We start from the raw sequence: 23988 nt of genomic DNA, 5'->3' as shown, positions 1-23988 counted from the left end.
TCAAATTAGTTAGATTGCGCTTGCATCAGTTCGATAAAGTGATCGAACAAAGGTGCTGCATCGTGTGGGCCTGGGCTTGCTTCTGGGTGACCCTGGAAGCTAAATGCCGGCTTGTCGGTGCGGTGAATGCCCTGCAAGGTGCCGTCAAACAATGACTTATGCGTTGCACGAAGATTGTCAGGCAAGCTTGCCTCATCCGCGGCGAAGCCGTGGTTCTGTGCGGTGATCATCACAACGTCACGGTCTAGGTCTTTAACCGGGTGGTTACCACCGTGGTGGCCGAACTTCATTTTTACTGTTTTCGCACCTGAGGCCAGGGCCAATAACTGGTGACCAAGGCAGATGCCGAAAATAGGAATATCTTTTTCTAGGAAGGTTTTGATCGCTTCAATCGCGTAAGTACATGGCTCCGGGTCGCCAGGGCCATTTGATAGGAAGATACCGTCTGGGTTTAGTGCCAGTACTTCTTCAGCGCTGGTTTGCGCCGGAACTACGGTCAGCTTACAGCCTCGGTCTACCAACATGCGCAGGATATTGCGCTTAACACCGAAGTCATAGGCAACAACGTGGAATTTCTCGTCTTCTGCGGCAAGCGTTTTAAAACCTTCACCCAGAGTCCAGCTTGTCTCAGACCATTGATATGATGATTCGGTACAAACTACCTTGGCTAAATCCATGCCTTTTAAGCCAGGGAAGGCTTGAGCGGCTTCTAGCGCCTTGCTTTCATCAACGTCATCACCGGCGATGATACAACCGTTTTGTGCACCCTTATCACGTAGGATACGAGTAAGCTTACGGGTGTCGATATCGGCAATACCTAAAATGTTGCGCTCTTTTAGGTAATCACTGAGTGATTGTTCATTACGGAAATTACTCGCTAGCAGTGGCAAATCGCGAATAACCAGGCCCTTGGCCCAGATTTTGTTCGCTTCTTCGTCTTCGCTGTTAGTACCCGTGTTACCGATATGCGGGTAAGTCAAAGTTACGATTTGTTCCGCATAAGACGGGTCGGTCAGGATTTCCTGATAACCAGTCATCGACGTATTGAATACTACCTCACCTACTGACATGCCGTCAGCGCCGATCGCAGTACCGCGAAACACTGTGCCGTCTTCTAGGACTAACAGAGCGGATTTAGTCAAGTTAACCTCCTAACAGTAAAAAACGGGAGTAAAAAATGCGACTAATTTACAACCCGTTTAAAGCGCTTTATTAAGCGCATTATGAAATTTTGGCAAATTGACGATATTCTACACGAGAGTCGGTAAAAGATCTAATTAAATATCAATAAATATAAAAAACAGCACCTTTAACATTAAAACTTACTGAAACACCCAAAAAAGCACGTTTACTTACCCAGTTCCAGCACTTCGCGCATGGAATAAAAGCCAGGGTGTTTATTTTGCACCCACTTTGCAGCCCTCACAGCGCCACGGGCGAAGGTCATTCTAGAGCTTGCTTTATGTGTTAATTCAAGCCTTTCTCCCATTAATGCAAAATAAGCCGTGTGTTCGCCAACTATATCGCCGGCTCTGAGCACCGAATAGCCAATTTCCTTTTGTGATTTGGCTTGCTCACTTTGTGACCTGTCATAAACGGCGGCCTGCTCATGGTCCCAGCCTTTGGCCTCGGCAATGGCTTCGCCAATGGCCAGCGCCGTACCCGAAGGCGCGTCGATTTTATGACGGTGGTGGGCTTCAAATATTTCGATGTCTGCGTCGTCGCCGAATTTAGTTGCCGCCGTTTGCACCAAATCCAATAACAGATTCACACCGACACTGAAGTTACGGGCAAAGACGATGGGGATATGCTTGGCGGCCTCGTGCAAGCGTTGCATTTGGGCATCGGTAAGGCCTGTGGTGCCAATCACCATGGGGATCTTGTTGGCGACGGCGAATTCCAGGTGCGTCAGCATGCCCTCGGGCAAGGTAAAGTCAATGAGTACATCCAGCTCTTTGCTTGGCGCCAAGGTACTAAAAGTCAACGTTTGCGAGCCCTCTTGCAGCCCCTTGACCAGGGTTTCTACCGCCAAACCATTTAACTGCGACTGTTGGCGTACAAAGGCTGCGGCAAGGCGTGCCTGCGGGTCATCGTTGCCTGCTTCCAATAGTGCCTGGCCCATGCGCCCATTGGCGCCTAAAATGCCTAAACCTACACTCATTCTAATCCCCATAATATTGTTCATCTACTCACCCCCGTATGCTAACGCAGATGGGTGTTAGGTGCTAGGCACAAGCGCCGAGCAAAGCAAAAGCATTCTCAACCAAGCACGCCAGACAAATACAAACTTGCTTTAAGGGCTTAGCTTTAGGGATTACCTATGAGAGTGACACAGATTAGATATCGTTGTTTTTTTGTGCTACAAAAATGAAAAACAATAACAAAAACGTGATCACCGTAGACTTTAGCCATCCACACGTTTAAACTTCTCAACCTGGCGCCGATTTGGTCTTTGGCTTGCGGGCGCATGCACAACAATCTCTGGCTTGTTTGGCAAAATAAATGCAGCTAAAAGAAGGTTTTGGCTGTTGGTGATCGAAATTGAGGTATACATGCAGCCTAACTACAATGCCACTGTGGCAAAACTTTCACTCGTCCCCCTATTGGTGTTCGTCGCCCTATTCTTAGGCACTGGCCTGTATTTACAGGCGCAAGGCGTAGACTACGCTTTCTACCAATTACCCGCGCCGGTGGCCATCTTACCCGCCATCGTCCTGGCCTTTGTACTCGCTAAGCAGCGCATAAATGAATCGGTGGAAACCTTTATTCGCGGTGCCGGGCACAGCAACATCATCACCATGTGTCTTATTTATTTACTCGCCGGCGCGTTCTCGGCAGTAGCCGGTGCCACCGGCGGTGTGGACGCCATAGTGAATGCGGGTTTATCCTTTATTCCTCCAAGCCTGTTGTTACCCGGCTTATTCTTGATTTCGGCCATCGTCTCCACCGCCATGGGCACCTCCATGGGGACCATAGGCGCCATTGGCCCAATTGCATTGGCGGTGTCAATGAAAACCGGCATCGACCCGGCACTGATGGCCGGTACTATTGTTTCGGGTGCCATGTTTGGTGACAACCTGTCTATTATTTCCGATACCACCATTGCCGCGACCCGTACGCAAGGGTGTGAAATGAAGGATAAGTTCCGCGAGAACCTGAAAATTGCCCTGCCTGCGGCCCTAGTGACCATAGCGCTCCTAGTGTATTTAACCCCCGAGCCGCAAGTGGTAGAAGTGGGTGATTTTGACTGGCTTCTGGTGTTGCCCTACTTCTTTATCCTGGTGCTTGCGGTTATGGGCCTGAACGTTTTTGTGGTGCTCTTTAGCGGTATTTTATTTGCGGCATTCATGGGCTTTACCGGCTCATACGAAGGCAGTGCCTTTGTTAAAGACGTCTACAAGGGCTTTAGCGATATGCAGGAAATCTTCTTACTGTCGATGTTTATCGGCGGTTTGTCTGAGTTTATTCGCCGTGGCGGCGGCCTTGACTATCTGGCCAGAAAAATCCAGGCGTTGACCAAGCTAGTGGCCAAGTTTAATCGCCAGGTAGCGGATCAACTGGGGATCGCCCTGTTGGTGATGACATCGAACCTGTGTATCGCCAATAACACCGTGTCTATTATCGTCGCCGGACCTATTGCGAAAAAGCTGGCCGAGGACGGCGATATCTCCGCCAAACGCTCCGCCAGTCTGCTGGATATTTTTGCCTGCGTGCTGCAAGGCTCACTGCCTTATGGCGCTCAGGCTCTGCTATTAGGTGCGACCTTTAGCATTAGTCCGTGGCAGGTCTCTACCTCCGCCTTCTATTGCTTTATCCTCGCCATCACCGCTGTTTTGGTGATCATCCTACGCCGCCATAAGGTGTAATCCCCCTTTCCCTTTTGCATACAGTGGCGGCGTAATGCCGCCATCTGATACAATAGCCGCTGACATTTCTTTTATTTATTAATCACCTTGTAGTTATGAAAATCACCACACCCCTGTTATACGGCGCGGTGGCGCTGTCCTTGTGTGCCAATATTGGCGACGCGCACGCCGCTAACTGGAGCCAAACACAGTTACATGTAAACTATGGCGACTTTAAAAACCCCTTCACCAAAGAAGAAGCGGGTACCAGTATCGTATCTTTGCAACATGCCTCGGGTTACAGCCTGGGCGATAACTTCTTCTTTATTGATATCATCAATGACGACCGTGAAGACGGCTATCAGGACAGCGATTTTTACGGCGAGTGGTACTCTAACTTTAGCTACAGCAAGGTCAGCGGTAACAAAATTGAACTAGGTCCACTAAAAGACGTGGGCTTTGTGATGGGCTTTAACGCCGCCGGCGACGCCAATGTGATGAAGTACCTGCCCGGTGTGAAGCTTGATTGGCAGGTGGAAGGCTTTGATTTCTTCTCAACCCTAGTTACCGCCTACATCGATGACAGCGACGGCGTCAGCTCAGGCGGTGCACCGACCGAAAGCGACAGCTGGATGCTGGATTTAGCCTGGGGCGCCCCCTTTAGCATCGGCGAGCAAAAGTTTTACTTTACCGGCCATGTTGAATATATCGACGAGCGCGACAATGAGTTTGGCGACAAGGTAAAGGGCTGGCTTTTGGCCCAGCCGATAGTGCAATGGGATATGGGTCACGCCCTGCAAATGCCGGAGCAAACCCTGATGCTGGGTGTGGAGTGGCAGTACTGGCACCATAAACTGGGCACAGACACCACAGAATCGGTGCCGCAAATCCACTTGGCTTGGACCTTTTAATCGGGTAACTTAACCCGGTCAATTTATTTAGGAAGTAAGACTATGCCTAAGGCTAGCGAAATTAAAAAACACGCCGCCATTGAATACAATGGTCGCGTTATGATCGTCCGTGATATCGAGCGCTCTGTGCCACAAGGCCGTGCCGGTGGTAGCCTATACCGTATGCGTATGTATGACGTGGTTGACGGTGGTAAGGTTGATGAGACCTTCAAAGCCGAAGACATGTTGAATTTTGCCGATCTACAACGTCGTGCAGCCATGTTTTCATACGTTGATGGCGACGAGTACATCTTTATGGATGAAGAGGACTACACGCCGTATCACCTGAACAAAGACAGCATTGCCGAGCAACTGCTGTTTATCGACGAGTCGACCAAGGGTGTACAGGTGGTGCTAGTAGAAGGCCGTCCGGTCTCTGTGGACCTACCGACCAGCGTCGAATTGGTGATTGAAGACACCACACCATCAATTAAGGGTGCCTCTGCCAGTGCGCGAACTAAGCCGGCTACCCTGACCACAGGTCTTGTTGTTCAGGTGCCTGAGCACATCTCAAGCGGCGATAAAATTAAAATCAACACCGCCGAGAGCAAGTTTATTAGCCGCGCCTAATAACGTCTCTTATAAATAAAAAAGGTGGGCAAGTGCTCACCTTTTTTATTACTTGCTAGTTGCCTAGTCACATTTACCTGCCGCCAATTCATAACGCTTTTCACCGATGTAATACCACTTGCCGTCTTGCTCTTCTATATAGGCGCCAGGGTGATAAGGAAGCTGACGTAGTTCCTCAAGGGAGTAAAAGCCAAACGAGCGCTGGCAACGCCAATAGATCACCTGTCGACTGCTACGGGCATCCTGCGACTCTATGGTGTGCACCGTGTAGGGACCCACCGAGGCGTAATGCTCGGCGTCGCTGACCAGGCTTTGTCTGCCGATCAGTAAAACTAGGGTGTGTACCGCACATATGAGAACGACAAACTGCAAACCAATGGTGATTGCGGGGGAATAGTCCCGTCGCGGTATACTCCACCATAGATAGGCGGTGATCAGCGCCATACCGAGCAATTTAACCACATTGAAGATGGAGGCGATATCCGCCATAAACTCGGGACTGCGCCAGTGAATGGCAAACACCGGCGCCGGAATAAGGCTATCGACCGTCAGCGCCGCCGCTAACAGCAGCGCTAATACCATAGGTGGTTTCGACACGTTTTAACCCGGGGTTAGCGACACTGTGGACGCTTACCTTGACTTCGGGCCTGCTGATACAAGGCATTGGCACCTTGCATACGCTTTTGCAAGTCGTTGATGCGACTGGTTGGCGCCGGGTGCGTCGATAGAAACTCAGGCGGTGTGGCGCCACCGCTTTGCGCCATGTTCTGCCACAGCGCAACCGATTGTTGTGGTTCGAAACCGGCCTTCGCCATCAGCTCCAGACCCACCTCATCGGCTTCGCTCTCGTGAGTGCGGCTAAATGGCAAGACCACACCATATTGCGCACCTAAACCAAGCGCGGCCATAATTTCGTTGCGATAACCTATCTCACCCATGTCCAGGGCCACGGCACCGAGTTGCATGCCGGTTTGCAGCATCTGGCTTTGTGAAGCACGCTCATTGGAGTGCTCGGCAATGACATGACCCACTTCATGGCCTATAACGGTAGCCAGTTGCTCCTGATTTTGCGCCACCTTAAGTAAGCCGGTATGGACACCGATATAACCGCCTGGCAGGGCAAAGGCGTTGGCCGAGTCTTCTTCAAATACCACCACTTCCCACTGTTGCCGCGCGTATTTCGACGGTAACACCTGGATCACCGCATCGGCCACACATTGCACATAGGCATTGGTGCGCGCATCCTGGTTGACCTTTTGTTCTTTTTTCATCTGCTCAAAGCTGGCGCCGCCCAATTGACTCATTTGCGCATCGGAATACAAGGTCACCTGAGTGCGTCCGGTCGGTGAGGTTTTACAACCGGCAATCACTGCCGCCACACTAAGGGCCAAAATTAGTTTTTTCATTATTAATGTTTCCCAATTATCTCCTGCGCCAAGCATAGCAAACCACAAACGCAACGCCTAGCATCGAATAAAGTGCCTAATTAACATACTGTTAATAACGTTTCCCTATTATGGGCCTAGCCTTGGTGCTATAGTGAACAAACTAGGCACTGTGCTCTGCCTGCGCACTTTCCCCTAGCGTCTCCTCATTACCAACTTAGAAGAAACTATATCTATGTCCTTAGACGACAGAAGAACGCCTAGTCGGCGTTTATTACTGCCTTTGTTGGCCAGTATCGTTGCTATTACACCGCTGGCCGTTGATATGTATTTGCCGGCCATGGTGCAAATTGCCAGCGATCTGGGTGCCACCATGCCACAGGTGCAGATTTCCCTGAGCGTGTATCTTGCGGGCTACGCACTGGGCATGCTGTTTTTTGGCCCCATCGCCGATCAGATGGGTCGTCGCCGTTTAGCCCGTATCGGCCTTGCCTTGTTTGGACTCAGCTCGGTGGCCCTGGCCTTTTGTGAGGATATCTATTTATTTTGGTTGCTGCGCAGTGTACAGGCCTTTACCGGTGCCGCTGCAACCGTGGTGGTGCCCGGCATTATTCGTCATATATACCAACAAAATACCGCCAAAGGCATGAGCTATGTGTCGATGATCATGATGGTTGCGCCGCTGGCCGCGCCTAGCGTTGGCTCGGCGATTCTGACCCTGACGCAGTGGCAGGTCATTTTCCTGGTACTGGGCGGCTACGCCTTCATGTGTCTGGCCTGGGTGCAGATGCACCTGATCGATATTCCCATTTACCGCAGTGAGCATCGCGGTCTGAAGCTGTTCTTTGCCAGCTATGGCGTGGTCCTGGGCGAGCCAAAGGCTAGAGCCGATATTCTCAGTTCCATGCTGGCCTCCTTTGCCTTTTTCTGCTTTTTAACCTCGGTGCCCTTTATCTACCTGGATTATTTTGCGGTTTCGGAGCAGCTCTTCGGCGTGCTGTTTGCGTTTAATGTGATTGCCCTGATGCTGGGTAACTTTATTAATACCCGGGTGGTGCCCAAGGTGGGCTCGAGAAAGATGCTGTATTTCGGTCTGGCTCTGGCGCTAGTCAGCGGCAGCGCCTTGTTGAGCTTTAGCCTGATGCAGCAATCGCTGTATTACATAGTATGGAGCATAGCGCCGCTGATGATGAGTTTAGGCATTATCGCCTCCAATGCCGATGCCCTTATTCTGATGGAGTTCGAGCGTAACTCGGGTACCGCCACGGCGGTCATAGGTACGCTACGCTTTGGCAGCGGTGCGCTAGTTGGGCCTTTCTTAGCCCTGATCCACCCGGTTAATGCGGTGCCCTTTTCCACCATGATGTTTGTGGCCATTATCCTCATTGCCATAACCCAGATTTGGCAGCGCAAAAAAAATGCCCACTAAAAAGTGGGCATTTTTCTATCATTCAAAAACTTAAGGCGCTTTCGATACCATTACCATGGCCGGACGTAACAAACGACCGTTCAGGGTGTAACCCTTTTGCATTACCGCCAATACGGTGTTAGGCGCCACATCGGCACTTGGCTGTATGCTCATCGCCTGGTGTAGCTCCGGGTTAAAGGCCTCGCCTTGCGGGTTCACCACTTCCACGTTGAATTTGGCCACCGCGTCGACAAAGCTTTTCGCCGTCATTTCGATGCCTTCGAGCACAGGAACCAGGGCTTCATTTTCCTTGTCGGCGAACTCAATAGCACGCTCAAGGTTATCGATCACCGGAAGCAATTCGTTTGCAAACTTCTCTAAGGCGAACTTATGTGCCTTTTCAACGTCTTGGGCTGCACGACGACGAATATTTTCGACTTCGGCAGCGGCGCGAATAACGCTGTCCTTTTGCTCTTCAACGGTTTGTTTTGCAGCTTCTAATTCCGCGTATAGAGCCGCTAACTCAGCTTCAATGCTTTGCTCTTGTGAACCCTGCTCTTGTTCTTGCTCTTCTTGAGCCTCGACGTTTTCCTGTTCGTGTTCGTTAGCCTGTGGTTGCTCAGACATGTGTATATTCTCCAAAAACTGCGTAACTGCGATTCATTATGGGGATAGATTCAGCGGATTCAAGAGTCAACATGCTCGATTTGCGCAAATTCTTGAATGATCGCCTCAATCGGTGCCGACTTGGGCAAGATCACGCAAAATCGACTTTGATATTCGTGATTCGCAAAGTAAGCCAGGCTAAAGACTAAAAAGGGTTCAAAGCCAGGCAATGATAACTGCTCGCCAAACAACACGGACACGCCATTGCGAAACGCCAATTTATCTTCGATGCTATGCAAAAAGCGCGCACCTATATTAAATTCCTGGTCGCTATTAGTGTAAGCGTAGAGGTTATTCTCTCCGACGACTATGCTGTTGTCACTGCCCAGCTTATTGGCCAATTCACGAGTCCACTGCGCTAAAGAGCCATGGCAATAATGGGGCGCGGTGCGGCTCATGGCCTTCATGCGGTGCAGGCCTTCAAGCAGGTTTTGCTGCGCAAAAACCGAATTCAGCCAGGTCGCGAATTGATAGCGAATATCATCATTGGCTTCCAGCGGTTTAGTGATCAGTATATTGTGGCCCTGACCTTGTCGATCCAGCAAGAGCACCAGCCAGTGGGTGCGATCAAAGTCCAACACTTCCACACGAAACACCACCTGAGTGGTGACCTGCGGCAGGCCGACACAACAACACACCTTGTAGCGCCGTGCCAGATGATGGGCAAATTCCACCAGTTTATCCTGCGGCGGCTGCCAATATTGACCAAGCTGCTCAAGATGAAAATAGGAGTCAAACCAAAAATCAAAGCCCTGTTGGGTAGGAATGCGCCCCGCCGACGTATGGGGGGAATATAGTAGTCCCAGCTTTTCTAGGCGCGCCATGGCATTGCGCACCGTGGCGCTACATACCGCCATGCCTTTTTGTTTAGCAATACGAGAAGAGGCGACTGGCAGGCCCTGACCGTCGCAGTATAAACTCATTACCGCAGAGAATATCTGCTCATCACGTGGAGATAATTTCATATTGTTATAATTTAGGCTCATTGCCTCAGTTTCAACCCCACCACTTTTGCGTTACTCTATAAAGAGTTACTTCATTTATGGCACAGATATGGGCGCTTCTTTTAAAACTATTGGCTTAATCGGTAAAGCACATCATGAAGGCGCGGCGCTGACCTTACAACGCCTCTATGCCTTTTTGCAAGCTTTAGGTTACCGGGTCCTGGTGGAGCGTCATTATGGCGGCCAACTGGCCAATCCGGAAGAAGCCAATCTGGTTGATTTGGTCGAGCTCGGTGAACAAGCGGATCTGGCCATCGTGGTCGGCGGTGATGGCAATATGCTTGGTGCCGCGCGGGTACTGGCCCGCTTTAATGTCGGCGTCATTGGCGTTAACCGCGGCAACCTGGGGTTTTTAACCGACCTCAACCCGGATGGCTTTGAAGCGGCGCTGGAGCAGGTGCTCAGTGGTCACTACATAGAAGAAAAACGCTTCCTGCTGGAAGTGGAAGTGTTTCGCCACGCCGAATTAAAAAGTGCCAACTCGGCGATGAATGAAGCCGTGCTGCACGCCGACAAGGTGGCGCACATGATCGAATTCGAGTGTTTTATTAACGATGACTTTGTGTTTTCACAAAAGTCCGATGGCCTCATCGTGTCGACACCAACCGGCTCCACCGCCTATTCACTGTCCGGCGGCGGCCCCATTCTCACTCCTGGACTTGATGCCATGGCACTGGTGCCCATGTTTCCGCATACCCTGTCAAGCCGCCCCCTGGTGGTCGATGGCGATAGTGTTATTCACCTCAAACTGAGTTTGGATAACACCGACAGTCTCCAGGTTAGTTGCGACAGCCATGTGGTGCTAGCCACCCTGCCCGGTGACGAAGTGGTGATCAAGAAGGCTGAAAAACCGCTGCGTTTAATTCACCCGACCGACTACTCTTACTACAACGTGCTACGACAGAAGCTAAATTGGGGCTCTCGCCTGTATTAGAATTGTAAAGGTGATGTTCATTTAATATTGCAATAACCCCAGTTCTGGGATAAAAATAGCGACATTATTCATCATCTTTAACGTGCTGTTTTGCCATGGCTTTGGTTGTATTTCTTGCCTTTGTATTACTGATTGCCCTGCTGGCGGTGTACATAGTTATTGAACGCAATAGAGAAAAATCACGGGAATTAGGACGCCGACGCTTTAACGCCCGAGTCAAACAAATACAACAAAGCTTCCAAAGTGCTCTGACCGAATACCTTGAAACCCGTATTATTCGCCCGAAAAATATGGCCCCACTCAACGGCATCTGTAGCCACTTCTTTGTGGTCCAAAGTCACAGCCAAGAAAACCTAGCCTATTTGGAATACATCAGCGATCGGGTATTACAAAGCTTTCAACGCGAGTTAACCAAGGCCGATGCCCGTCACGATATGGAAGGTCTGGACGAGCGTGTGCAAACCTTGGCCGGCGCATTACCGAGTCGTGGCATCGAATACAATCGCTTCTTCTACCATGACCTATTACCTGACTTACTGACCCAATTTAGCACACCGGAGCTGAGCGCCGCGGAGCTCGAGGAGTTGGCTCAAGAAGATACCCTCTACCCCGCTAATGTAAGCAAGGTTAACCAAGCAGATCCGGCGTAAATTGTTTAAAATTTAATTTGCAAAAACTCAGACTACTGTATAGATTAACAGTTAACATTTAACTGGATGGATAAACAGTATGCTTTCGGGATTAACCATTTCTAATTTTGCTATCGTTAGCGAGCTTGAAACCCAATGGCATGCCGGCATGACCGCGATAACAGGGGAAACCGGTGCGGGTAAATCGATCGCCATTGATGCCCTCTCACTGTGTTTAGGTGAGCGTGCCGATGCTGCGGCGGTGCGTCCCGGCGCCAAACAAGCGGATATCAGCGCCCGCTTCGATATTAGTCGCCTACCCAAGGCGCAACAATTTTTGCAAGAGCATATGCTCGAAGGCGACGAGCAGGAGTGCCTGCTGCGACGCGTGGTCGCTAAAAATGGCCGTAGTAAAAGCTATATCAATGGTGTCAGTGTCACCGCCGCCCAGTTAAAGGAACTAGGCCAGCATCTTTTATCCATCCATGGTCAGCATGCCCACCAGCTATTGCTTAAAAACGACCATCAACTGCAATTACTCGATGGCTACGCCGGCCATAAAAAATTACTTGAAGATACGGCGCAAAGCTTCAGCCAATACCAAAAGTTGCAGCTTGAGTTACGCGACTTAGAAGCCAAGCACGCCCAACAACAGGCGCAGAAGCAATTGCTTGAATACCAAGTTGCCGAGCTCGACGAGTTTGCCCTAGAGGAAGGCGAGTACGAGCAAATCGAAGTGGAGCATAATCGCCTTAGCCACGCCCAGCACTTACTCGAAGGCTCACAACAGCAACTTTACGCCCTCTACGAAGGCGACGAGCAAACCATTAACGGCGCCCTACAACACAGCGCCTTAGCCATTAGCGAGCTGGCCGCCATTGACCCAAGCTTAGAGGGCATCGCCGCTATGCTTAACGACGCCTGCGTGCAGGTTGAAGAAGCAAGCCGCGAGTTACGCGGGTATTGCGATGGCGCCGAGCTTGACCCGGAGCGCTTAGCCCAGCTTGACGAACGCCTAGGCACCGCCATCACCTTGGCACGCAAACACATGGTTAAACCTCAGGCCCTGGTGGCTCACCATCAACAGATTAAGGCGAGCCTAGAGGCCATTTGTGTCGATGACCAACGCCTGGCTCAGCTCGACGATGAAATAGCGAGCGCACTAAGCGAATATCAGCAATGCTGCGAGCTGTTATCCGCCAGTCGTAACCAAGCGGCGCAAGAATTAAGCGAGTTGATAGGCGCCAGTATGCACGAGCTGTCGATGGAAAACGGCCGCTTTGCCATTGATCTCGATTTCGATCTAGCGCGCACGCCCAGTCGCCTTGGTTTAGACCGCATTGAATTTTTAGTCAGCACCAACCCGGGTCAGCCAATGCAGGCACTATCCAAGGTTGCTTCTGGCGGTGAACTATCGCGAATTAGTTTGGCAATCCAGGTGATCATCGCCCAGCGCGTTACCACACCCACACTTATCTTCGATGAAGTGGATGTGGGGATCTCCGGCCCCACCGCGGCGGCGGTAGGTAAGTTGCTGCGTCGCCTTGGCCAATCTACTCAGGTTATTTGTGTGACCCACCTGCCTCAGGTGGCCTCCAGCGCCATGAACCAGTTCTTCGTGGCCAAGCAGGTGGCCAATGATGAAACCTACACGCAAATGCAGGCACTTAATAAACAAGGTCGCGTCGATGAAATCGCCCGCCTGCTGGCCGGTGACAATATCAGTAAAACCACGCTGGCCAACGCCAGAGAGCTGATCGCGGCTCACGCATAAAAAAAGCGGGCTGATGCCCGCTTTGCTGCTTCCAAGGTTTTCCAAAATTACAGGTCCAGGTAATCCATAATTCCCTCTGCGGCGTTACGACCCTCGAAGATGGCGGTGACCACTAGATCCGAGCCCCGTACCACATCGCCCCCGGCGAATATTTTCGGGTTGGTGGTTTGATGCGTAAACGCGCCCTGCTCAGGGGCATTAATGCCACCCCAGTGGTTTATTTCCACACCAAAGGGTTCCAACCAATCCATCTTATGGGGCTTAAAGCCAAAGGCCATCAATACCGCATCCGCTGCCACAACATGCTCCGAGCCCGGCACCTCTTCAGCGCGACGACGACCATTTTCATCGGGCTCGCCGAGCTGTGTCTGCACCATGCGTACACCGCTCACCCGCCCTTGTTCGTCAACCACTATGCCCTTGGGCTGAACGTTAAACATAAACTCGACGCCCTCTTCCTTGGCATTTTTTACCTCGCGTTTGGAACCGGGCATGTTCTCTTCATCACGACGATAGGCACAGATCACTTGCTGTGCCTGCTGGCGCACCGAGGTGCGCACACAGTCCATGGCGGTATCACCACCACCGAGTACTACCACGCGCTTACCCTGCATATCGATATAGGGGGCAGCACCTTCGTCATAACCCATCACCCGGTTGGTGTTGCCAATTAAAAATGGTAACGCATCGTGAACGCCCTGAGCGTCCTCGTTTTCCAAGTTGGCACGCATACTTTGATAGGTTCCGACACCGAGGAAGACCGCATCATACTGGTCGATGATCTGTTGTAGCTCGATATCCTGACCGACCTCGGTGTTAAGACGAAACTCTACGCCCATCTCGGTAAAGATTTCCCGACGCCGTTGCATCACTTCTTTTTCTAACTTAAACGAGGGGATACCAAAGGTCAGCAAGCCACCAATCTCTGGATGGCGATCAAACACCACAGGCTTCACGCCGTTGCGTACCAGTACATCGGCACAGCCAAGTCCCGCCGGACCGGCACCGATAATGGCCACTTTTTTATCGCTCCAGACCACGTGTTTCATATCCGGCTTCCAACCCATGGCGAAGGCAGTATCTGTGATGTATTTTTCGATATTACCTATGGTAACGGAGCCAAATTCTTCATTCAGGGTGCAAGCGCCTTCACAAAGACGGTCTTGCGGGCACACGCGGCCACAGACCTCGGGCAGGCTATTGGTACGGTGAGAAAGTTCCGCCGCCTCAATAATGCGGCCGGTGCGAATGAGCTTTAACCACTGTGGAATATAGTTGTGCACCGGGCATTGCCATTCACAATAGGGGTTACCACAGTCAAGACAGCGATCCGCCTGAGAGTCGACCTGGTTTTGTGAAAACGGTTCATAGATCTCAACAAACTGCTGCTTGCGTGTAGAAATCGGTTTTTTGCGCGGGTCCACCCGCTGTACATCGATGAACTGATAAACATTCTGGCTCATACTTCCTCCTATTGCGCCTGCACACGTAGTTCGGCACTACTGCGGGCGCGGTGCCCCAGTAAGCTATGGACATCACTGGAGATGGGTTTGACCAACTTAAACAGCGGCAGGTAAAGATCAAAGCTGCCGAGGATAGCCTCGGCGCGCTGGGAACCGGTAAGCTCAAGATGCTCGGCTACCAGGCCGCGCAGGTGTTCCTGATGGGTTGGCAAATGCTCCAGGCTTACTATCTCCACCAGCTCTGGGTTCATGCGCTTGGTAAAGTCACTGGCCTCATCTAGCACATAGGCAAAGCCGCCGGTCATACCGGCACCGAAATTAATGCCCACCTTACCCAGTACGCACACCACTCCGCCGGTCATATATTCGCAGCCGTTATCGCCCAGGCCCTCGACCACGGCGGTTACGCCCGAATTTCGCACGCCAAAGCGCTCTCCGGCACAGCCAGCGGCATACAACTTGCCGCCGGTTGCGCCGTATAAACAGGTATTACCGACGATCGCCGCTTGATGCGACAAGAAACAAGAACCTATCGGTGGGCGCACTACCAGACGTCCTCCGGCCATGCCTTTGCCCACGTAGTCATTGGCATCGCCGATCAGTGTCATTTCTAAACCACCAGCATTAAACACGCCGAACGACTGACCGGCGGTGCCATGTAGTTCTATGCGCACCGGCTCGGCGGCCATCCCTTGATTTCCATGCTGGGCAGCGATATAACCGGAAAGCATGGCTCCCACCGAACGGTCGGTGTTACAGATACGCGTCACCAAGTTGGCACCGGTGCGATTGTCTATGGCCTGCTTGGCCTTGGATAACAGCTCTTCGTTAAGGTCACCACGATAATGTGAGGTGTTAGGCATGGAGCAATACAAAGACTGACCACTGACATTCCTTGGCTGTGCCAACAGGTGCGATAAATCAAGCTTTTGCTGCTTTGCCGTTTTCCCTTCGATCACCTCAAGCAACTCGGTGCGACCAATTAGGTCGACCAGGCGTGTCACCCCCAGGGCCGCCATTAATTCACGGGCTTCCTGGGCGATAAACTTGAAGTAATTCATCGCCATTTCCGGCAGGCCGTGATAGTGCTTGGCACGCAGGGTTTCATCCTGAGTCGCCACACCGGTGGCACAGTTATTCAAGTGACAAATACGCAGGTATTTACAACCCAGCGCCACCATGGGTCCGGTGCCAAAACCAAAGCTTTCGGCGCCCAAAATAGCCGCTTTGATGATGTCGAGGCCGGTTTTTAAACCGCCATCGGTTTGCAGGCGGATACGATGACGTAGGCCATTTTCAACCAGGGCCTGCTGGGTTTCCGCCAGACCAAGCTCCCATGGGCTACCGGCGTATTTCACCGAGGTCAGCGGGCTGGCACCGGTGCCACCATCGTAACCGGCTATGGTGATTAAATCGGCATAGGCCTTGGCCACTCCTGTGGCTATGGTGCCCACACCGGGCTCGGATACCAGCTTGACGGAGATCATGGCATCTGGGTTCACCTGTTTCAGGTCGAAAATAAGCTGAGCCAGGTCTTCAATGGAGTAAATATCATGGTGCGGCGGCGGTGAAATCAAGGTCACGCCGGGCACCGAGTAACGCAGCTTGGCAATATAGGGGGTCACCTTTTCCCCTGGCAACTGTCCACCCTCGCCCGGTTTAGCACCTTGCGCTACCTTGATTTGGATTACATCGGCGCTGCGCAAATAATGCGGAGTCACACCAAAGCGTCCCGATGCCACCTGTTTAATACGCGAGTTTTTCTCTGTGCCGTAGCGCAGCTTATCCTCTCCGCCCTCACCGGAGTTAGAGCAACCCCCGAGGCGGTTCATGGCGATGGCCAGGGCCTCGTGCGCTTCCGGTGACAGGGCGCCAATACTCATGGCCGCCGAGTCAAAACGCTTGTACAGCTCCTCGGGCGCTTCAACCTCGTCGATGGCAACGGCCTTGTTGCCGTCTTTGAGCGCCAACATATCGCGAATGTTGGTGATCGGCCGGTTATTAACCAGCTCCGCATAACGCAAATAATCCTGATAATCGCCGGAGCGCACCGCTTTTTGTAGTGATTGGATCACATCCGGGTTGTAGGCGTGATACTCACCGCCATGGACAAACTTTAACAAGCCGCCGTGACTCAACAGCTTACGAGCACTAAAGGCGAGCTTACGCAGCTTTAACTGATCCTGCTCAAAGTCCTCAAAACAGGCGCCGCTAATACGGTTGGCAACGCCGTTAAAGCACAAGGCCACGACATCATTTGACAAGCCCACGGCCTCGAACAACATGGAGCAGCGATAGGAGGCCACGGTACTAATGCCCATCTTCGACATGATTTTATACAGGCCTTTATTGATAGCATTACGATACGAAAGCGTCACTTCACGGTAGCTCTTGTTGATGATCTTGGCATCGCTCATTGCCACCAGAGATTCATAGGCCAAATAGGGATAAATGGCGGTGGCACCAAAGCCTAGCAGCACGGCAAACTGATGTGGGTCACGCGCACTACCGGTTTCAATAATGATATTGGTATCGCAGCGTAGGCTGTTGTTAACCAGACGCTGGTGCACCGCTCCTACGGCCATGGCCGCAGGAATGGGCAGGCTATCCTGGCTGATTTGTCTGTCGCTTAGCAGCAGCATAACCACCCCAGACTCGGCCTTACGCTGGGCCTCATCACAAATGCGGATCAACGCCTGCTCCAAGGTTTCATCGGCGGTGTAGTTTAAATCGATCTGGCTGTGGCTGTAGTGCTCGTCATTGGCACTGCGCAGCTGCACCATATCGGAATACATGAGTATGGGCGAGTCAAACTGCAAGCGCTTGGCATGCCCGGTGGTCTCGTTAAAAACGTTTTGTTCGCGGCCAATACAGGTCGCCAAAGACATCACGTGATTTTCCCGCAGCGGATCGATGGGCGGGTTGGTCACCTGGGCAAACTTCTGGCGGAAATAATCAAATAAAGAGCGGTGCCCTTCGGAGAGCACAGCGAACGGGGTGTCATCGCCCATGGAACCGGTCGCTTCCTGGCCGTTTTCACCCATTACCCGGATCACCTGATCCAGCTCTTCATTGGTGTAGGCAAACATCTTCTGATAGATCAGCAAGGTTTCTTCGTCAAACGAGCGGTTCCCCGCCTCTTTATCGCTGAGTTGCTCAAAGGGTGTCAGACGCTTAACATTTTGCTCCAACCATTGTTTATAGGGATGACGGGCTTTGAGGTCTTGGTCGATTTCATCTGAGTGCCAGACCTTACCATGCAGGGTATCGACTACCATGAGCTCACCCGGACCAACTCGGCCCTTTTCCACCACCTCATCGGCGGCATAATCCCAGATCCCTACTTCCGATGCCAGGGTAATAAAGCCATCTTGGGTCAATACATAACGCGCCGGTCGCAAGCCATTTCTGTCCAGGTTACAGGCGGCAAAGCGACCATCGGACATAACGATGCCGGCAGGGCCATCCCAGGGCTCCATATGCATGGAGTTAAAATCATAAAAAGCGCGTAAGTCCTCATCCATGGCACGGTTTTTCTGCCATGCGGGGGGCACCAGCATGCGCATGGCACGGAACAAGTCCATGCCTCCGGCCAAAAACAGCTCAAGCATATTATCCAGGCTCGATGAATCCGAGCCGCTTTCGTTTACAAAAGGCGCCGCGGTTTGCAGGTCAGGCAACAAGGGCGAGGCAAATTTATAAGCGCGGGCTCGGGCCCATTGGCGATTACCCGTGATGGTGTTGATCTCGCCGTTGTGCGCTAAATATCTGAATGGCTGTGCCAATGGCCAGCGCGGCTGGGTATTGGTGGAAAAGCGTTGGTGAAACACGCAGATGGCCGTGGTCATACGCATATCGGCCAAGTCGAGATAAAAATTCGGCAGGTCTTCGGGCATCATTAGGCCCTTGTAGACGGTCACCAAACCAGACAAGCTGGCGATGTAAAAGTCCTTGTCCTGCTGTAATTGCTTTTCGATACGGCGTCTGGCTATATACAAACGACGCTCTAAATCCTTGGGTCGCCAGCCCTCCGGAGCACTGACAAACACCTGTACAAACTGCGGCAATTGCGCCAGGGCAATATCCCCCAGATAACTGGTATCAACCGGCACCTCTCGCCAGCCAACCAGAGTTAGGGTCTCCTGCTCTAATTCTTTTGCCACCAGCAGCTTGGCTGCCTGGGCCTGGACCGGATCCTGGCTTAAAAAGATCATGCCAACGGCATAGTTTTTACCCAGTATCCAATCATTTTCTTTGGCAATGGCACGAAAGAAACTATCGGGCTTTTGCATCAATAAGCCACAACCATCGCCGGTTTTACCATCGGCAGAAATACCACCGCGATGCTCCATACGTGCCAAGCCGGTAATGGCGGTGCGAATAAGCTTGTGACTGGCCTGGCCATTGACCTGGGCTATTAAGCCAAAACCGCAATTATCTTTTTCTAACCTTGAGTCATATAACATTTTGGACCCCTCTCCCCATTGCTACTGCGTGCTAGCGTGGCAATTGTTGACCCTTGCTATGGTGCTAGCGGACCGTCAACGCTAACCCTTTGCCTCTGGAGTGTCAACGAAATAATGAATACATATTCACAATCTTGAATATTTTTCATTATTTGCAAGCACTCAAAAAAGTAAACACTTTGTACCATTTATCCGCTTTATATTCGTTATTTTTAACATGACACCAGTGTCAAAAATAAAAAACCGCCAAGCAACGTCAAGGTTAAGATGCTGTTTACGTTAACGTAAACAAATCAAAAAACGCATAATTATTCAAAATAAGAATAAGTATTCATCACTCATTTAACATAGAAGCAGGACACCTTTGGGCAAGCCGGTGCATGATTTGTGTACGCAGTGCGTGAGTATGCACCTGCCTAATAGCCTGGTTGATATCCGCCATGAGTTGCTGCCACTGAGGCCGCGCCGTTGACAACGCAAAGTACAAGGGCTGCTCGGTGATAGCCGGTTGCAAGACTCGGTAGCCGTCGCTGGCGACATTCTGACGCTCAGCCAGGGTGTTTATCACCAGGGGATCGGCCACGATCAGGTTGACTCGCCCCGAAAGTAACAATTGCAGGTTCTGGCTGTCGTCTATGGCTTGTTGCACAATCACGCGGCCACTGTCGAGCACTTTGTCCACCTCGGGAGCATTTTGGTAGCCGCGCACAACGCCCACGGCATAATTGGACAAGGACTGAGGAGCCGGCGCCTGGGTGAGCTCGCTGTCGGCGGCACTAATATAATGCACGGGAGTGTGGGCGTAGGGAGCAGACAAGGCCAGATGCTGCAAGCGGGTATTACCCAAAACCACATCGGACGGTGCCGAAGCTTCTATCTCATATTCGGGAGCGAGAATATCGACATGTCCCAACTCAGCCATGCGCACCGCGCGTGCCCAGGGTAAGAAGCGAAATTCGGGATTGTAGCCGGCCTCTATCATCACCGCCGCCATATATTGCAGCAGCCAGCCGCCTTGGCATTCTTGCCGGCCTATGTAGGGAGGCCAGTCCAAAGTCGCGATCACCACCTTAGATTCCCGCCGACCATCAAAGGTCAAGATGGCGCCCTGCCAGGTGCCAAGATAGCGATAATCTTGATTATCGAGCTGGTATTCCAAAGTCGCTTGCTTCGCCGTTTCTGCAGCTTTGCTGTTAGTTGGCCAACCTGCCGCGAAGCCAATCACTGTGCACAGTAGCAGCACAATGCCCTTACCTGGTACTGAGAACATCACCTGTTTCCATTTTCGCCAAAGAATGCCTAGGTGAAAGTGTAATAGATGCTGGCGAGATAGAAAGGAGAGCAAAAGAAAAGCCGGCGGATGCCGGCTTAATTATTCTTTTTCGCGTTTATCAACGGGATACCCTGCTGGGGTACCCGGCTGGGATACCCAGAAGGGATATCCGTTTGTTTATTCAGCGCTGTCCGCTTCTTTATACTTAGCGGCAGTTTCTTGGATTAGTGGCTGTAATTCACCGCGTTGGAACATCTCGATAATAATGTCACAACCGCCGATCAACTCGCCTTCAACCCATAACTGTGGGAAGGTTGGCCAGTTGGCATATTTAGGTAGCTCGGCGCGGATATCCGGGTTCTGCAAGATATCAACATAAGCAAACTGCTCACCACACGACATCATCGCTTGCGCTGCCTGAGACGAAAAGCCACAACTTGGTAGCTTAGGCGAGCCCTTCATATAAAGCAGAATCGGGTTTTCGGCAATTTGCTGTTTAATTTTATCAATGGTTTCCATTAACAACCTCAATTTCTATTTTCGGTGCTGGTCTGTATTGAAAACCACCACCGCGACCACAATGTTTAGGGTATGTTAAAGCAAACGGCCAACGCTTGATAGTTTCCTTGGGCAAACACGCGGGCTATTTTTCCCGCAAAGTTAACGAAAAATCGTGCCATGCTTGCTAACATTGGTAAAAGCGAGAATAGCTTACACTTCTTAAAGCGTTGCTGTTTGTTTAAACTTGAGTAAAATACTCGGGAATTATAGTACCACTATAATGGCTTTCAGTATACCGAGCGCAAACATGCGCCCGCCTAAAGCCCTTTTTCAAATAAAGACAGATGGAGAAAAACATGGCATTTGAACTACCGTCACTACCGTATGAAATCAACGCACTTGAGCCGCATATTTCTCAAGAAACTCTTGAGTACCACCACGGTAAGCACCACAACACTTACGTAGTAAAGTTAAACGGCTTAATCGAAGGTACTGATTTCGAAGGTAAATCACTAGAAGAGATCGTATGTTCATCAGAAGGCGGTGTTTTCAACAATGCTGCGCAAATCTGGAACCACACTTTCTACTGGCACAGCCTATCTCCAAATGGCGGTGGTGTAGCAACAGGCGCTGTTGCCGACGCTATCAACGCTAAATGGGGTTCATTCGAAGCGTTCCAAGAAGCTTTCAACGATAAAGCAGTAAACAACTTCGGTTCAAGCTGGACTTGGTTAGTTAAGACTGCCGATGGCTCACTAGACATCGTTAACACTTCAAATGCAGCAACTCCGCTAACTGAAGCTGGCCTAACACCTATCCTAACTGTGGATCTGTGGGAACACGCTTACTACATCGATTACCGTAACGTGCGTCCTGATTACCTTAAAGGTTTCTGGGCACTAGTTAACTGGGATTTCGCGAACCAAAACTTCGCAGCTTAATCGCCAGACATTAATCTTAAGGTGAATTAATTTCACCTTGACTTAATGGCCAAAAAAGCCTTGTTGTCGGTGTACAACGAGGCTTTTTTTATGTCCGCGGCCAACGCCAAATCAGGGGACTAAATTCCTAATATATTTCGCAAATTTCTATAACACTGTCTACGCTTTAAGTAACCGAGTTGCATCTTTGCCTTTTCATCTTAGCTTCGGGTTACTTGGAGGTCGCTATGACAATATTTGAGCATTACCAATCTCGCTTTGAGGCATCCCAAGAAGAAGAATACAGCGTTAGCGAGTTTTTAGAGCTGTGCAAACAAGATAAAACAGCCTACGCCACGGCTGCCGAAAGGCTGCTGACGGCCATCGGCGAGCCACAGATGATTGACACCTCGCAAGACTCGGTACTCAGTCGCTTATTCTCTAACAGGGTGATCGCTCGCTACCCCGCTTTCAGCGAGTTTTATGGCATGGAGGATGCCATAGAGCAAATCGTGTCTTATCTCAAACATGCGGCCCAAGGCCTTGAAGAATATAAACAAGTGCTCTATTTACTTGGTCCGGTTGGGGGTGGTAAGTCATCCATAGCCGAAAAATTGAAATACCTGATGCAACAGGTCCCTATTTATTGTTTAAAAGGCTCGCCGGTTAATGATCATCCACTGAGCCTTTTTAATGCCATGGAAGATGGTGACTTATTAGAGAGCGAATATGGCATCAAAAAGCGCTATTTACGCACCATAATGTCACCCTGGGCGGCGAAACGCTTAAAAGAATACAACGGCGACATCAGTCAGTTTCGGGTGGTCAAACGCTACCCCTCTATTTTAAATCAAATCGCCATCGCCAAAACCGAGCCTGGCGATGAGAATAACCAGGATATCTCTGCCCTGGTGGGTAAGGTTGATATTCGTAAGCTGGAACATTTTGCCCAGAACGACCCCGATGCCTATGCCTACTCCGGCGCGCTGTGCCTTGCCAACCAAGGCTTAATGGAATTTGTGGAGATGTTTAAGGCGCCCATCAAGGTGTTGCACCCGCTGCTGACGGCGACTCAGGAAGGCAACTATAACGGCACCGAAGGCATTTCCGCCCTGCCCTTTAGCGGCATCATTCTCGCCCACTCCAATGAGTCGGAATGGCAAACCTTTAAAAACAACAAAAATAATGAGGCTTTCCTCGACAGGGTTTATATCGTCAAAGTGCCTTATTGTTTACGCGTCACCGAAGAGGTAAAAATTTACGATAAACTGCTTAAAAACAGTGAACTAAGTGATGCGCCTTGTGCTCCCGGCACACTTGAGACGCTGGCCAAATTCTCGGTGTTATCGCGCCTTAAAGAGCCGGAAAACTCCAGTATTTACTCAAAAATGCGGGTTTATGACGGCGAAAGCCTCAAAGACACAGATCCTAAGGCTAAGTCCTATCAGGAATACCGCGACTATGCCGGTGTCGATGAGGGCATGACCGGGCTGTCCACTCGTTTCGCCTTTAAGATTTTGTCGCGAGTCTTTAACTTTGATCACAGCGAAGTGGCGGCCAACCCGGTGCATCTGTTTTATGTCCTTGAGCAACAAATAGAGCGAGAACAATACAGCGCCGAGGTTCAAGAGCGTTATTTATCGCACCTTAAGGGTTACCTGATCCCCCAATACGTCGAATTCATCGGTAAAGAGCTGCAAACTGCTTACCTGGAGTCCTACTCCGAATATGGTCAAAATATTTTCGACCGCTATGTCACCTATGCGGACTTTTGGATTCAAGATCAGGAATACCGCGACCCGGATACGGGGCAGCTATTTGACCGTGCCGCCCTTAATGCAGAGCTGGAAAAAATTGAAAAACCCGCGGGTATTTCCAATCCCAAGGACTTCCGCAATGAAATCGTCAACTTTGTATTGCGGGCTCGGGCTCACAACAATGGTAAAAACCCCTTGTGGACCAGCTACGAGAAGCTTCGTACCGTAATAGAGAAGAAAATGTTCTCCAATACCGAGGATTTGCTACCGGTTATTTCATTCAATGCCAAAACTTCGGCGGAAGATCAGAAGAAACACGAAGACTTTGTTAATCGCATGGTAGCCAAGGGCTACACCCAGAAACAAGTAAGGTTGTTATCCGAGTGGTACTTGCGTGTACGCAAATCTCAGTAGCACCTTTGAAGTAAGTTGAGGGGAATTTT

19 protein-coding genes are annotated in these 23988 nt (G+C 50.9%); 9 read left to right on the top strand and 10 right to left on the bottom strand.

The genetic code is table 11. From position 1 onward, the window contains the following. Positions 1-5 precede the first annotated feature (5 nt). Both carA and dapB read right to left on the bottom strand, forming a co-directional pair. Positions 6-1142: a glutamine-hydrolyzing carbamoyl-phosphate synthase small subunit gene (gene carA, locus C2M36_RS12110; RefSeq protein ID WP_105255106.1), complete on the bottom strand. Its 1137-nt coding sequence runs from the start codon at positions 1140-1142 to the stop codon at positions 6-8. A 206-nt stretch (positions 1143-1348) separates the two neighbouring features. After that, positions 1349-2161, bottom strand: coding sequence for a 4-hydroxy-tetrahydrodipicolinate reductase (dapB, locus tag C2M36_RS12105; protein ID WP_105255105.1), 813 nt, complete (start codon positions 2159-2161; stop codon positions 1349-1351). A gap of 391 nt (positions 2162-2552) precedes the next feature. On the opposite strand from dapB, the gene C2M36_RS12100 reads away from it, so the two are divergent. The 3 genes from C2M36_RS12100 (at position 2553) to efpL (ending at position 5365) form a co-directional block, all read left to right on the top strand. Then, entirely contained in the window at positions 2553-3866 is a 1314-nt protein-coding gene (locus C2M36_RS12100; protein ID WP_105255201.1) for a Na+/H+ antiporter NhaC family protein, read from the top strand. Positions 3867-3961: 95 nt separating this feature from the next. Continuing rightward, on the top strand, positions 3962-4756 hold the full coding sequence (locus tag C2M36_RS12095; protein WP_105255104.1) for a nucleoside-binding protein: 795 nt from the start codon (positions 3962-3964) through the stop codon (positions 4754-4756). A gap of 42 nt (positions 4757-4798) precedes the next feature. Continuing rightward, entirely contained in the window at positions 4799-5365 is a 567-nt protein-coding gene (gene efpL, locus C2M36_RS12090; protein WP_105255103.1) for an elongation factor P-like protein EfpL, read from the top strand. Positions 5366-5428: 63 nt separating this feature from the next. Here the strand turns inward: efpL and C2M36_RS12085 are convergent, their stop codons facing one another. Both C2M36_RS12085 and C2M36_RS12080 read right to left on the bottom strand, forming a co-directional pair. Then, on the bottom strand, positions 5429-5962 hold the full coding sequence (locus C2M36_RS12085; protein ID WP_158678935.1) for a hypothetical protein: 534 nt from the start codon (positions 5960-5962) through the stop codon (positions 5429-5431). A gap of 14 nt (positions 5963-5976) precedes the next feature. Continuing rightward, a complete protein-coding gene (locus tag C2M36_RS12080) occupies positions 5977-6771 on the bottom strand; it encodes a M48 family metallopeptidase (protein ID WP_105255101.1) in 795 nt (264 codons plus the stop codon). A gap of 214 nt (positions 6772-6985) precedes the next feature. On the opposite strand from C2M36_RS12080, the gene C2M36_RS12075 reads away from it, so the two are divergent. Beyond that, the gene (locus tag C2M36_RS12075) at positions 6986-8179 is read left to right on the top strand and encodes a multidrug effflux MFS transporter (RefSeq protein WP_105255100.1); all 1194 of its coding nucleotides are present in this window, start codon (positions 6986-6988) and stop codon (positions 8177-8179) included. A gap of 30 nt (positions 8180-8209) precedes the next feature. Here the strand turns inward: C2M36_RS12075 and grpE are convergent, their stop codons facing one another. Both grpE and C2M36_RS12065 read right to left on the bottom strand, forming a co-directional pair. Continuing rightward, positions 8210-8785 carry a nucleotide exchange factor GrpE gene (gene grpE, locus C2M36_RS12070; RefSeq protein WP_105255099.1) on the bottom strand — a complete coding sequence of 192 codons (576 nt, stop codon included), beginning with the start codon at positions 8783-8785 and terminating at the stop codon, positions 8210-8212. Between the two features lie 59 nt (positions 8786-8844). Then, complete coding sequence (locus C2M36_RS12065) at positions 8845-9789, bottom strand: HrcA family transcriptional regulator (protein ID WP_199883042.1); 945 nt, start codon at positions 9787-9789, stop codon at positions 8845-8847. 88 nt (positions 9790-9877) lie between these two features. Here C2M36_RS12065 and nadK point away from each other — a divergent pair, with 88 nt between their 5' ends. The 3 genes from nadK to recN all read left to right on the top strand — a co-directional run bounded on the left by nadK (position 9878) and on the right by recN (position 13165). After that, on the top strand, positions 9878-10762 hold the full coding sequence (gene nadK / locus C2M36_RS12060) for an NAD(+) kinase (RefSeq protein ID WP_105255097.1): 885 nt from the start codon (positions 9878-9880) through the stop codon (positions 10760-10762). A gap of 95 nt (positions 10763-10857) precedes the next feature. After that, the gene (locus tag C2M36_RS12055) at positions 10858-11412 is read left to right on the top strand and encodes a hypothetical protein (RefSeq protein ID WP_105255096.1); all 555 of its coding nucleotides are present in this window, start codon (positions 10858-10860) and stop codon (positions 11410-11412) included. A gap of 79 nt (positions 11413-11491) precedes the next feature. Further along, complete coding sequence (recN, locus tag C2M36_RS12050; RefSeq protein WP_105255095.1) at positions 11492-13165, top strand: DNA repair protein RecN; 1674 nt, start codon at positions 11492-11494, stop codon at positions 13163-13165. Positions 13166-13212: 47 nt separating this feature from the next. Here the strand turns inward: recN and C2M36_RS12045 are convergent, their stop codons facing one another. The 4 genes from C2M36_RS12045 to C2M36_RS12030 all read right to left on the bottom strand — a co-directional run bounded on the left by C2M36_RS12045 (position 13213) and on the right by C2M36_RS12030 (position 20886). Beyond that, entirely contained in the window at positions 13213-14628 is a 1416-nt protein-coding gene (locus C2M36_RS12045; protein ID WP_105255094.1) for an FAD-dependent oxidoreductase, read from the bottom strand. An 8-nt stretch (positions 14629-14636) separates the two neighbouring features. After that, on the bottom strand, positions 14637-19094 hold the full coding sequence (gene gltB, locus C2M36_RS12040; protein ID WP_105255093.1) for a glutamate synthase large subunit: 4458 nt from the start codon (positions 19092-19094) through the stop codon (positions 14637-14639). Positions 19095-19428: 334 nt separating this feature from the next. Then, entirely contained in the window at positions 19429-20364 is a 936-nt protein-coding gene (locus C2M36_RS12035; protein ID WP_105255092.1) for a substrate-binding periplasmic protein, read from the bottom strand. Between the two features lie 180 nt (positions 20365-20544). Next, positions 20545-20886, bottom strand: coding sequence for a Grx4 family monothiol glutaredoxin (locus tag C2M36_RS12030; protein WP_105190364.1), 342 nt, complete (start codon positions 20884-20886; stop codon positions 20545-20547). Positions 20887-21224: 338 nt separating this feature from the next. Between C2M36_RS12030 and C2M36_RS12025 the strand changes: the two genes are divergently transcribed. Together C2M36_RS12025 and C2M36_RS12020 are read left to right on the top strand one after the other, a co-directional pair. Then, positions 21225-21809: a superoxide dismutase gene (locus C2M36_RS12025; protein ID WP_105255091.1), complete on the top strand. Its 585-nt coding sequence runs from the start codon at positions 21225-21227 to the stop codon at positions 21807-21809. A 227-nt stretch (positions 21810-22036) separates the two neighbouring features. Next, positions 22037-23959 carry a PrkA family serine protein kinase gene (locus C2M36_RS12020; protein WP_105190366.1) on the top strand — a complete coding sequence of 641 codons (1923 nt, stop codon included), beginning with the start codon at positions 22037-22039 and terminating at the stop codon, positions 23957-23959. Positions 23960-23988 lie beyond the last annotated feature (29 nt).

Origin of the sequence: Pseudoalteromonas sp. T1lg75, assembly GCF_002964705.1 — a bacterium.
GTDB lineage: Bacteria > Pseudomonadota > Gammaproteobacteria > Enterobacterales > Alteromonadaceae > Pseudoalteromonas.
This window is presented reverse-complemented; position numbering and strand designations above follow the sequence as displayed.

Coding starts and splice junctions, on each gene's coding strand:
- dapB (WP_105255105.1), bottom strand. CDS start 2,161: ATGAGTGTAGGTTTAGGCATTTTAGGCGCCAATGGGCGCATGGGCCAG.
- C2M36_RS12100 (WP_105255201.1), top strand. CDS start 2,553: ATGCAGCCTAACTACAATGCCACTGTGGCAAAACTTTCACTCGTCCCC.
- C2M36_RS12095 (WP_105255104.1), top strand. CDS start 3,962: ATGAAAATCACCACACCCCTGTTATACGGCGCGGTGGCGCTGTCCTTG.
- efpL (WP_105255103.1), top strand. CDS start 4,799: ATGCCTAAGGCTAGCGAAATTAAAAAACACGCCGCCATTGAATACAAT.
- C2M36_RS12080 (WP_105255101.1), bottom strand. CDS start 6,771: ATGAAAAAACTAATTTTGGCCCTTAGTGTGGCGGCAGTGATTGCCGGT.
- C2M36_RS12075 (WP_105255100.1), top strand. CDS start 6,986: ATGTCCTTAGACGACAGAAGAACGCCTAGTCGGCGTTTATTACTGCCT.
- grpE (WP_105255099.1), bottom strand. CDS start 8,785: ATGTCTGAGCAACCACAGGCTAACGAACACGAACAGGAAAACGTCGAG.
- C2M36_RS12065 (WP_199883042.1), bottom strand. CDS start 9,789: ATGAAATTATCTCCACGTGATGAGCAGATATTCTCTGCGGTAATGAGT.
- nadK (WP_105255097.1), top strand. CDS start 9,878: ATGGGCGCTTCTTTTAAAACTATTGGCTTAATCGGTAAAGCACATCAT.
- C2M36_RS12055 (WP_105255096.1), top strand. CDS start 10,858: ATGGCTTTGGTTGTATTTCTTGCCTTTGTATTACTGATTGCCCTGCTG.
- recN (WP_105255095.1), top strand. CDS start 11,492: ATGCTTTCGGGATTAACCATTTCTAATTTTGCTATCGTTAGCGAGCTT.
- C2M36_RS12045 (WP_105255094.1), bottom strand. CDS start 14,628: ATGAGCCAGAATGTTTATCAGTTCATCGATGTACAGCGGGTGGACCCG.
- gltB (WP_105255093.1), bottom strand. CDS start 19,094: ATGTTATATGACTCAAGGTTAGAAAAAGATAATTGCGGTTTTGGCTTA.
- C2M36_RS12035 (WP_105255092.1), bottom strand. CDS start 20,364: ATGTTCTCAGTACCAGGTAAGGGCATTGTGCTGCTACTGTGCACAGTG.
- C2M36_RS12030 (WP_105190364.1), bottom strand. CDS start 20,886: ATGGAAACCATTGATAAAATTAAACAGCAAATTGCCGAAAACCCGATT.
- C2M36_RS12025 (WP_105255091.1), top strand. CDS start 21,225: ATGGCATTTGAACTACCGTCACTACCGTATGAAATCAACGCACTTGAG.
- C2M36_RS12020 (WP_105190366.1), top strand. CDS start 22,037: ATGACAATATTTGAGCATTACCAATCTCGCTTTGAGGCATCCCAAGAA.